Here is a 10,610-nt window from a genome sequence, read left to right on the forward strand (position 1 = left end):
CTGAAACTCCTGTTTCTTCTGATACGTGCTGGCTACAACACCACACCATCATATCGTGCAACAGGAGCGGGAGAAGTTTTATCTGAAGTGTTAGCCATCAATTTAATCTATATATAAAGTTTACTACCTTCTTCCGATAGATTTGATTTTATTAACGATGTTTTTAAAAACCCTTTTAAAGTATTATCTAAGGGAAGATCGGGCACTTGATCAAAATTCACACCAACAAATTCCACATACTCAAAGTGCTCGAATTCTTGCGCAAGCGCATCCACCATACCCTCCCATGTTAGTACGATTACTTTTTTCCCATCTTGCCGATAATCTGCTGGGCTATAGCGTTTTAGCTTCCTTAAAACTCCCGTTCCTGTCATCGCGTACTCAACGATATATTTGGGTTCCCCATTATGAAGAACGGTATACGGAAAAACCCCCTTCTGGTTAAACCGTACAGGCCCGATCTTTTCAAACATCTTTTCTTGGCTTTTTTCTGTCCCCAATTTTTTCAGAAGATACATTCCGGTCTGAAAAGGGAGCAACATCACATTACTACGAAAATGATGCATTTCTTTTCTGATTATTCTTTCAAAATCCTCATACTGTTCATCTGGTTTATTCAACATAATTAGGACATGATCGATCTGAAGCATCTTTTTAACTTCTGTGATTAAGCTGTTCATCATTTTCTCAGTGGCATATTGCTCTATTGCATATATAGCGATCGTTTTCTTACCATCTGGTGTTATAAGGCAGCCGTTAATATGTGAATTTCGATCAAGAGCAAATGTCGCTTTCGTTTCTCTGCTATCCTTCATTTGATATCCGAAGGGGGTAAGCTGAACAAGAATGTCATTAACTAAAAGCACCTGCGCCATCCTTCGTCCTTCGAGTCGAAGTCTTTCCTGGTTTCTATTATATTCGTCAATAATGCCATATTCCTTCAGAGCCTCAAGTGCCTTTATTTTGATAAAGTACACGGAGGAAGACTTCCTTCCATCTTCCTTTACAATAGCTTTATCCTCGAGAAAACCGGAATGTTTTAAGACATATAATCGTTTATATACATAATTCCTCCTTTCATTTTCTCGGAAGAATAGTTCGTGTATTTGAGGCACATTTAGCGCTCGAAATTTATAGAGCACATAGAACAGTTCTAAATCTCTTTCCGTCAAAGTTATGTTAGGTCTATCTACCACTTATCCTCTCCCCTTCCATTTGACTTCACTTGAAGCGGGTATTCTATTTTATGCTCTTGGAGCTTCTGTTCTCGGTTAAGTACTGCTGGTCATACCTGCAACCTTCGATGGAGGGCTGCCTATACATACCGCCCTCCATTTGTGTTTCCAAGTATGTATATGGCGAGATTCAAAAATCCCTTATATGGCATGGTTTCATGCTATTTTTGGTGGAAAGAATGTATTTGTATATTTTATGGAGGAATACAAAACACATTTTGATTGATACAAAAGGAATTTATTCATAATAAAACACTTATGACAGGTAAAAACGGAGAGGTAAAAATAGCTTTGGTTTCTAAAACCATTGTTTTTACCCCTGTTCTTTCTCCTGTTCTTTCTTTTTTCCTAAGTGATTCTACTGTCTTTTTGAATTGATAAGAAAACTTCAGATGCATATCTTTCAGGCGCCAAAAATACTTCAGTATGTGCATTTCCTTTGTCATAAAGGCCCTTTTCTGCAAACGAGAGGTGAGTCCAGGAATCTTTTAGTAAGAGTCCAGAAGATCTAAATGCATCCATAACATATTTTCTCCCTCTGTTATCAAGATCGCTTTCGATCAAATTGGGAAAACAATGAACTATATAAATAAAAGATTCCTCAAAAGGGTGGTTTTTTTCCAGCCCTCTTTCCTGCAATAGAGCGAATATTTTCATCCCAAGTTCAGCTTTGTAATCCCTTATTTCTTTTCTAACTTCTCTTAATTGCCTATTTGCCTGATCGTAAATAGGCAGCAAACCAGGTAAGGAGAAATGGAATATCCATGCCTGCCTATCTTCAGTCCAATAGATCCGCAAATCCCCCTCTTCAGGAGGTTTTATACCAAGTTCCAAACGCATAATAATCACCCTTCTCAACTCTAAAAAGAGATCTTATTCCCCTAAAAAGTACATCACTTCGTCATTAATTAGTGTCTTATTTTGAGACTCGGTTGCTTGCTCCGATACCTCGTTTTCTGGCGGAGTCAATGGACTTTTTAATGTAATCTTTGTTGTTTCAGTACTCTTATCATTGATCAGATTAAAACCGGATTGAGTAGCTGCGCGTCGTTCAATTTTCTGTAGAATTTCATTTAGTTTCAACTCTATCCTCAATTCCAAAGAATCTAGACGTGAGACTATATGATTAATGTCTTCTTTTTTTTCGAAAAAATCGATTGCTTCACGTATGTAGGCACTTCTCGTACCCATCTTCATCCCCTTTAAATGGGTCAATTGGTCATCGTCACAGCGAAATGTTACATGTTTGTTTTTCCCCTCCGGCACACTTCTCCCTCCTTTGAATTTGTGTTACAACGTTATCTTTTACACAAAATGATGTGTCACAAATGTTATTAAAGCCAATTGAAATGTGTCACAAACGTTATTAAAGTCAATTGAAAATTGTTATTCTAACTTATTGTGTTACTTTTGTGTTACACCTTAATTGAATATATGCAATTGTTTCTCTCTTTCTCTGTTTTCTTTATATTCCTGTAAGCGGCCATAGATGAGGTAGCCCAATGCATCTGCAAATTGGTGGTCCTCGACAATTTCTTGATTATGGTGGAATCCTAATATTCGTTCTTCAAGATCTCCAGGTCCACCACCGCATATAAACGCAGTATGGATGAAATCTTTTTGACTTCCCCACTTCGTTTTGATCGTATCCAGGTTGATCTGGGCGACAATATCTTTTGCTCTTTTAATGTCGTTTTTAAGATCAAAGTATTTACCTTTATAATTAATTCCGCCCGATTTTAGGATCGGTTCAACTTGGGGTAAATTTAATCTTGCTCCGGATTGCTCATAAAATGCTTGTTCAACTATCTTTCGAATCTCCACCATTCCCACTCCTTCATCAGAGCTGAACGACATGTCACCAAGTGGTTTAAATTTTTCTCCTGCCTCGAAAACTATAACATCGAGCGTATAGAAGCCCATATTGATTACAGCCAGTTTCAGTCCCTGTTGAAGAAGGTCTTTGCGCGTTGGTACCCCATGGATATTCATCAAACAGGAGTAAATGCTCGCGCCCCCCTGGAGGTACACTGTTGCCTTTTCAAAACCAATTGTATATTCCGTCCCCTCAAATTTACCGGCTTTATGCTGCACCTTGCCTTTGAATTCACGTAAGTAATTTTCAAATTGCACTTTTTGAGTTTTATAAAAATCAAGCGGTAAACCAGTTATAAGATGCAAGGGTTGATCTACCCCCACTGTTAACATGCTTGTAGCCGTTGCAATTAATTGTGTTGTCGTTGGGTGATCAATTTTGTTCTTATCAAAGGCATAAGCTGCTTTCGTTGACGATAAAGCAAGTTCCCCTACAAAAATTTCCTTTTTTGAACCATCTGGCATTGTGACAACGACATGGATGTCTGTATCTTGATTTTCTACCCCAAAGGCATCGTTAAGGTCTCGAGAATACGGTGGTGCTACCAAACTTCTAATAAGTACGCGCTCTCCTCGTTCATTAACTCCTTTCACCCATCCATAACCAATATCGAGCCCAATCTTAAAATATTTCAGCATTTTGAAATTAGTCATCTCACTATCCCCTTCCATTAATCTTAGTTCGGTGCTTCTAACCAAAAACAAAAAAAACGAACAGGTGCCGTTAATCCTGTTCGTTTTAAGGTGGATTATGATATTTTCTATGCATCATGTTTCTGTCTGAATGAGCTTTTCCTCACTCTTCAGGTTTTCATAAAACCCAAGGAAATCCATCATTGTTTCCGGCTTTACACTAACGCTGAGCGTTATGATGTTCCCTTCTTTTTTAAAAGTCATAAATTTGTACAAACGAGTTACATTCATAATAAATTTATTGGTATCCGCTGCTTTTGTATGTACGATATATTTCTTAGAGAATTCAATACCGCGGATTTCCCCGTCATGTCTTTTGAGATGAAAATCATCATTCCATGTGGCCAAAAGAGTTTCAAGATTAAACTCCGAAAATGCATTACTCATTTTGAGATTCCTCCTTTTCAATCACGTGAGTCACAATCTCATTTACATCATCTTGATCTTTTTCATATAACCAGAAGACATGCTTCAAGAGATATAAATCAGATACCTCAACTATATTTCTTCCTCGGACAACTGCTGCAGCCCTCAATAAATTGAGTGAATTACGTAGTCTACGATCTGAAGGAAAAATCTCCTTTTTAAAAAGCTGATCTCTCATTTTGATGATCATATCAATTATCAACTCAGGTACCTGGACTTTTTTCATCTCTAATCTTAATTGCTTAATGTCCTCCAAAGTTATGGATCCTAAAACTTCATCCGAAGATTTAGGCTTTTGGGTTAATAACCCTCTTAAATTATCAGATTCTTTGATATAGTCGATTCGTATCCGCACAAGAAAACGGTCATATAAAGCCTGAATATCCTCGTCTTTCGGGTATGAATTCGTAGCACCAAACAATGAAATTAATGGGACCTTGGTAGAAATGTTATTTTGTATAAATGTCCTCTCATTCATTATCTCTAGAAGGCTGTTGAGGGTGTCACCAGTGGCTCGCAACGTTTCATCCAAGAAAGCTAGGTCAGCTTCAGGGAGCTTGTTTTGTGTAAGGCGTATATACTCTCCATACTCCATCCTGTAGGGTTCATACGGACCAAGAATTTCATCGATTTTAGTTTCTTTATTCATTGTCCACTTAAAAAGTTTTACTTCTCGGATAAAGTCGCAAATGTCATCTAGCACGGATGACTTAGCTGCGCCTGGAGGACCAATAAGGAGCATATGCTCGGCAGCAATTAGGGAAACAAGAGAGCAAAAAATTATTTCACTACGTTCATAATATTTCTCATTTAAATATGCATCGATGTAATTTATTTGTTGTATGACATTTGAAATGTTCATGAATCAATTCTCACCATCTTTCTATAATGAATCTATCGACGATTGGCCAGTGCACGTTCAGCAATTTGGACGAACTGATCTGTGGTAATCGTAGGTGTAACAAACAAAGTGGATCCAAGTGTATCAATTACCCAACGTGCTAACTGAGTTTTTCCTTCAATCCCTAACTTCATATATATATGTTGAAGATGCTTTTGTACATTTACTTCCGTCATAAACATAATAGCAGCTATTTCTCTCCGCGCTTTTCCTTCAAGAGTCAACCAGAGAACTTCCCTTTGCCTTTCTTTTAACTCACAACGAAACATTGGTTCTTCTAAAGCTTTTCTGATCACTTCATTACTTGTCATTCCACTCGCCTCCCTTTTCTTTTCAAAAAAAAAAAGCCTCTGTACGAGGCCAGATTTGTATTTCTAATGAATTGTTAAATCAACGAATAATAGTAGGAAATAAAAAGAAAACAGAAGAGTTAAATTCACTCTTCTGCCAAGGTTATTCGTGGTAAATTCACTTCCCCCGAAACCACTGAAGTTTCGATAAATTAATTGTACAACATTACTGTACACAGGTCAATACAGATATATAATCTTTTATATTAATGGATCTCAGAAGACTTTATCGATGAAGCTCCTAAAGATAATCGCGTAGACTCTGACATTGACTCTTGCATTGATTTTCCAAATACACCGAATGCTTTTACTCGATAATTACTAGAAAGAGAAAAAGAAACGGTACCAGGTGCTTTTACAATACCATTACTGTATGAAATGCTCCAGTCCGCTGGATCAATCCCCATTGCTGCCATTTTCTTTGATATATCCTCTTCTGCCTGTGCTGTCATTCCTCCACTTTCAGACATTGTTTCTACTGCAAAATCTGTTAATTCATGTGCTTTCCATTGCCAGTTAGCGTAAGTTATCATATCCGGCACAAAGAGAGTAAAAAATGAAAATACCATAATCCACAATAGTTTTTCTGGAGTCTGCAATTTAATCTTCCTTTCATCATAAAATTACATATTACATTAATAGAAAAAAAAACGGCCAAAATTAGGCCGCTTTTAAAATTGGTTGTGATTTATTTTTGGCAATTGGAAGTGTTGTTCATATTATTAAATCATCCCCTTAGGAACAATACCAGAGCATAGCCACTTGCTCACAGTCTGGTATAGACCCACGGTTCTACCATTATTTAATAAAATCATAAATCAGTTCCGCAGCTTTTGCCGGTTGTTTCATGCTCCATGTGTGCGTTTCGCCAGGGATCGTAACCAACTTCGCTTTTTTAATGGTAGAAGCCATCAATTGTGCATTCGCATACGGTGCGGATTGGTCTCCATCACCGTGAATGATAAGCGTCTTCTGTGTGATCTTGTTCAGATCATTAACAATATTAAATCCGATTAGTGCTTGAATATCCCCGAGTGATGTTTCTTTTGCAGGAATCAAGTTTGGAAACCACATATGGAATTCAGCTTGTTGTTCCGGTGTAGTGTTTACGGCATAATCATCTTCAATCATGCCAGGGTACATTTTATTAAATTCTTCCCCTGTATAACCACTTAGGAATCCGAAGTGCTTCCATTCTGGTGAAGTACTAATCAGTACAACCTTTTCCAAGCCTTCAATATTTCTAACAGCTAGCTTTTGGGCTGCAGAGCCTCCCATAGAAATACCGACTATCACTACTTCATTCGCGAAATCTCCGAATTCTCTGCCTTGTTCCACAAATTCAGCTACAACATCAGCCATATCGTTCACACTGCTTAATACTGGACCTTTAGAAAGTCCATGGGCAGGTAGATCAATTTGCACAATTTGTGCTTTCTCGAATTTTTTTCCTAATTCTTCAGCCAATGAATCAGTGGACAATAGGTTAGCAGATGCCCCATGAATCAATAAAAATGTGCGATCTGGATGCTTAGCTTTGCTAACGGAATCACGAACCTTATAAGAAATATTTTGCTCACCAATTTGGACTGACTTGATTACCGCTTTACGTTCTAAATTATTGGAACCCGTGTTGTTTTCTTCTGCAGAGGCGCTACTAGTGCTAAGTGAAGTTGGTGCCAAAATTACCGCTAACGGAGCTATAAAATTCTTCTTCTTAAACATGATAAAACCTCCAAATAGTTTGATTAAGTTTGTCATCTTTTTTTAGTAAAAATACTTTGTAATGAAACACTTTAAGGGTTGCCTCGGAAGAGTTGTCGTAAAAAAAACTCATTTTACCATTTCTGATTTTAGCTTATATCATAGCTCCCATACTCTTGACGAAGGCTACGCCAATTATCGCGATTGGAAGAAGAAGTACAAAAGCATAAACACCTGAACTAATAAGCTGTAAACGAGCAGGTCTCTCTTTGATAATCTTTCTTTGATTCTGTATACGCATTTCTCGCATTAATACCGACTGTCTGTTAAAAATCTGATTTGCTTCTTTTTTAGACATATCCATCGCCTGTTTCATGGCGAAAACAAATCGTTTCGCCGCACCAATGCCTACATTCTCAGCAAATCGGTTTAATGCTTGTTGTTCAGTCATAATATCTAAATCATTAGACAGTCTTTCACAATCAAGCCGTAGCACGTCTGGGGATTGTTCAGTAGCACGTTTAATGGCTTCATAAGGTGTTAACCCTGCAGAAAATAATAATATAAGCAATTCGATGAAATCTGGTAGATAAATACTCGCTTGTTTCTCTTTGTAGGCTACCGCTTTCTTAAGCCGATTTACGGGATATCGATAAAATACAAAGCCTGCAACTACCGCGAAAAACAAAAGCACGGTTGAACCGCTAAAAATACCAAATAGGGACAAGCCAACCATTGCAATACCACCTAACATCAGCTGTTGTGCTGCAATATCTTCAGGTGCTTCTTTCCAACCGACCCTATATAACATTTTTTCAAGTACGTCTTTCTGGTTATGAGACAGTTTGACTTTCCTTTTCGCAGCGCCCTCCATCATTTCAGCTACTTGTTTCCAGGTAGCCTGCTTACCGTTAGTTACATATGCTTGTGAACGATATTTCTTCTCAGATACAAAAATCGAAGCAAAAGCCCAATAAAGAACTAATAGAAAGAGCAAAGCAATCACGTATTGAAGCATCCTCTATTCCTCCCGAATTATTATTTACTAATCAACCATTATTACATCTTGGTCATTTTGTTAACTTTATGGAAGGACCATAAGATGTACAGAAACATTGCAGCAATCAGAACTTGTCCTGCTGGAAGCTTCATTAAATCGTTGTATTGCTCTGCTTGTACGAATCTAAAAAACAAAACAATGAGGATAGCAATCCCTACATTCATTCGATGTGATTGGCGCTGCTGGGTACATTCAACGCGATCTTCTTCCTTTAGGACACGCTTACTCATAATGACCTCAGCCACCTTCTTCATTGTATCGCTAGCATCCCCTCCGGCCTTCTCAACCACAAGAAGCACAGCAGCAAATACCTTGAATTCACTTACAGGAATTTTTTCATACAACTCGTCTAACAAGATTTCTAAAGAGCGCCCTGTTTTATATTCAACCATTAACATTTCCCACTGACTCCTAAGTGGATCCTGAAGGCTTTCCGTTGCCCTATCCATTGCCGTTGTTAAGTTGCGAGTAATTGCATAACTTGAACTTACTGCTTCGATTAAAATTTCAACTTGTTCTTCTGACTGATCTTCAAATTGTTGCTTTCGTGTGTTCAAGTAAAACCAAGATAACCATGGACCTCCAATCGCTCCACAAAACATGACCAAAGGTGCCTTCATTAATACTCCTACAAGAAATCCTATCAGCATGCTTCCATATAATATTAACGGTGCTTTGCTACCTACTTTCCATCCAATTTCTTCTGCCTCTCTCTCAAAATCTGCTACGGAAATGAAGCGTAGAAATCCGAATCTTGACTTCTTATCTTTCTCCACTTGAACTTCAATGTGAGATTCTTCCTGTTCTGTTTTAAGCATGGCCCATGAACGATACTTTCTAGCAGGCATGCTCTTCTGAATTACAATAAAGAGAATAATAAATAGAATACCTATGGCCACATAATAAAATAGATCTTCTCTATACATGATTACGCCCCTTTCTTTGAAAAATCGTCTTCCCGCATCCACATACGTAACTCGTCTCTAGATACCCCTTTTTTTACGAGTTTTGCTATTAAAGGCTTAGAAAAAACACAATTATCGCCCTTTATGTGTCGCCCGATAATTTTAATTTTCTGGTTTTCATCAAATTCAACATCAATATCCTCGAACTTATAAAGGTCATTTACAAGTGGTTGATTATTTTTATATCCCAAAACTTCAATAACCTCTGTGATGCGTCTAGTACCATCCACCTTTTTTTCAACATATACGATAATATCAATCGCAGTTGCTACCATTTGTCCAATAATATCCGGATCAAGTGGTAGCCCATTACGAAGAATCATTTGGAGCAGTCTCATCACTCCGTCTTTAGCGGAGTTCGCATGCAGACTGCTTAATCCACCGTCATGACCAGTATTAAGAATTTCAACCATGTCCAAAGCTTCTGCTGACCGTACTTCACCAACAATTATTCTTGATGGGTACTGACGTAACGCGTTTTTTAGTAATTTACCTAAATCAATTGTTGTTTCTGGCTTGTCAGTTAACCGGCATTCCACACTAATAAAGTGTTTTAGAGGGTAAAGCTGCTTTAACCGCAACTCTTCAGTATCCTCAATGGTAAGTGTGCGCTCCCTATCTGGTATTTCTTCGCAAAGTCTTTTAATAATTGTTGTCTTCCCTGCCCCTGTCCCTCCAACAATAAGGATATTTGCGCCTCCACGAATCAGAACCTTTAAAGAGTCGAACATTTCCTTAGTGCATAAACCAGTTTCAATCATTTTCTCTTCAGACATATTGATTGGAGGATATTTCCGAATTGTAATTGTTGTACCATTGCGAGATACTGGCGCTATTACGATATTAATACGTGTATCCGGTAAGCGTGCATCTACAATCGGAGACGCCTCGTTTACTGTTGCACCGGCCATATTCAACATCTTTTTCGCCATAGCAAGTAGGTGGTCTTCGTCGTCGAATTTCAGATTAGTAAGAGTTATTCCCAATCCAACCTTATCAATGTAAATTTCTTTTGGACCATTAATCATGATCTCTGTGATACTATTATCTTTCATCAATTCTTCAATTGGACCAAGTCCAATTATTTCGTCACACATATACTTTGCCATTTCTTTACTGCTCATCTTATCCATATTTAATTTTTGATCAATAATGATGCGCATAATTTGTTTCTCCATCACATTTCGCATTTCTTTGTCAAAGAAAGCGCGCGCAAGATCATTACCATGTTCAAGAACTAAACGTTCACGAACCTTAGTAATTGCATCAGTGTTCACAATAGCATCAATTGCTCTTTCTGCAGTTACTTTTGATCCGGTCGGGTTCTGCATTACCTCCATATACTCTTCTGTAGTTTGAAGTGCATCATAAAAGTTGTTTTGCTCATTACCCTCTACTAAA

12 protein-coding genes are annotated in these 10,610 nt (G+C 37.9%); all 12 read right to left on the bottom strand.

Translation table 11 applies throughout. From position 1 onward, the window contains the following. Positions 1-107 precede the first annotated feature (107 nt). Entirely contained in the window at positions 108-1,196 is a 1,089-nt protein-coding gene (locus CA598_RS29830; protein ID WP_094878821.1) for a replication-relaxation family protein, read from the bottom strand. Positions 1,197-1,583: 387 nt separating this feature from the next. Beyond that, positions 1,584-2,075, bottom strand: coding sequence for a hypothetical protein (locus CA598_RS29835; RefSeq protein ID WP_094878822.1), 492 nt, complete (start codon positions 2,073-2,075; stop codon positions 1,584-1,586). A 33-nt stretch (positions 2,076-2,108) separates the two neighbouring features. Continuing rightward, positions 2,109-2,501: a hypothetical protein gene (locus tag CA598_RS29840; RefSeq protein ID WP_094878823.1), complete on the bottom strand. Its 393-nt coding sequence runs from the start codon at positions 2,499-2,501 to the stop codon at positions 2,109-2,111. Between the two features lie 156 nt (positions 2,502-2,657). After that, entirely contained in the window at positions 2,658-3,764 is a 1,107-nt protein-coding gene (locus tag CA598_RS29845; RefSeq protein WP_094878824.1) for a ParM/StbA family protein, read from the bottom strand. 114 nt (positions 3,765-3,878) lie between these two features. Beyond that, positions 3,879-4,190, bottom strand: coding sequence for a hypothetical protein (locus tag CA598_RS29850; RefSeq protein ID WP_094878825.1), 312 nt, complete (start codon positions 4,188-4,190; stop codon positions 3,879-3,881). Next, positions 4,183-5,091 (bottom strand): AAA family ATPase, encoded by a 909-nt coding sequence (locus CA598_RS29855; protein WP_094878826.1) that lies wholly within the window; start codon positions 5,089-5,091, stop codon positions 4,183-4,185. The genes CA598_RS29850 and CA598_RS29855 overlap by 8 nt, the downstream gene beginning before the upstream one ends. Before the next feature lie 32 nt (positions 5,092-5,123). Next, positions 5,124-5,441 carry a response regulator transcription factor gene (locus tag CA598_RS29860; RefSeq protein WP_094878827.1) on the bottom strand — a complete coding sequence of 106 codons (318 nt, stop codon included), beginning with the start codon at positions 5,439-5,441 and terminating at the stop codon, positions 5,124-5,126. 245 nt (positions 5,442-5,686) lie between these two features. Continuing rightward, positions 5,687-6,079, bottom strand: coding sequence for a hypothetical protein (locus tag CA598_RS29865; RefSeq protein ID WP_094878828.1), 393 nt, complete (start codon positions 6,077-6,079; stop codon positions 5,687-5,689). A gap of 199 nt (positions 6,080-6,278) precedes the next feature. Beyond that, positions 6,279-7,205 carry an alpha/beta fold hydrolase gene (locus tag CA598_RS29870; protein WP_179283797.1) on the bottom strand — a complete coding sequence of 309 codons (927 nt, stop codon included), beginning with the start codon at positions 7,203-7,205 and terminating at the stop codon, positions 6,279-6,281. Between the two features lie 133 nt (positions 7,206-7,338). Continuing rightward, positions 7,339-8,202 carry a hypothetical protein gene (locus CA598_RS29875; protein WP_094878830.1) on the bottom strand — a complete coding sequence of 288 codons (864 nt, stop codon included), beginning with the start codon at positions 8,200-8,202 and terminating at the stop codon, positions 7,339-7,341. Positions 8,203-8,243: 41 nt separating this feature from the next. Further along, entirely contained in the window at positions 8,244-9,170 is a 927-nt protein-coding gene (locus CA598_RS29880) for a type II secretion system F family protein (protein WP_094878831.1), read from the bottom strand. A gap of 2 nt (positions 9,171-9,172) precedes the next feature. Continuing rightward, a partial coding sequence (locus CA598_RS29885; RefSeq protein WP_094878832.1) for a TadA family conjugal transfer-associated ATPase occupies positions 9,173-10,610 on the bottom strand: 1,438 nt, incomplete at its 5' end.

The sequence above is a fragment of the Paenibacillus sp. VTT E-133291 genome, from assembly GCF_002264395.1.
Classification (GTDB): Bacteria; Bacillota; Bacilli; order Paenibacillales; family Paenibacillaceae; genus Paenibacillus_AQ; species Paenibacillus_AQ nitricinens.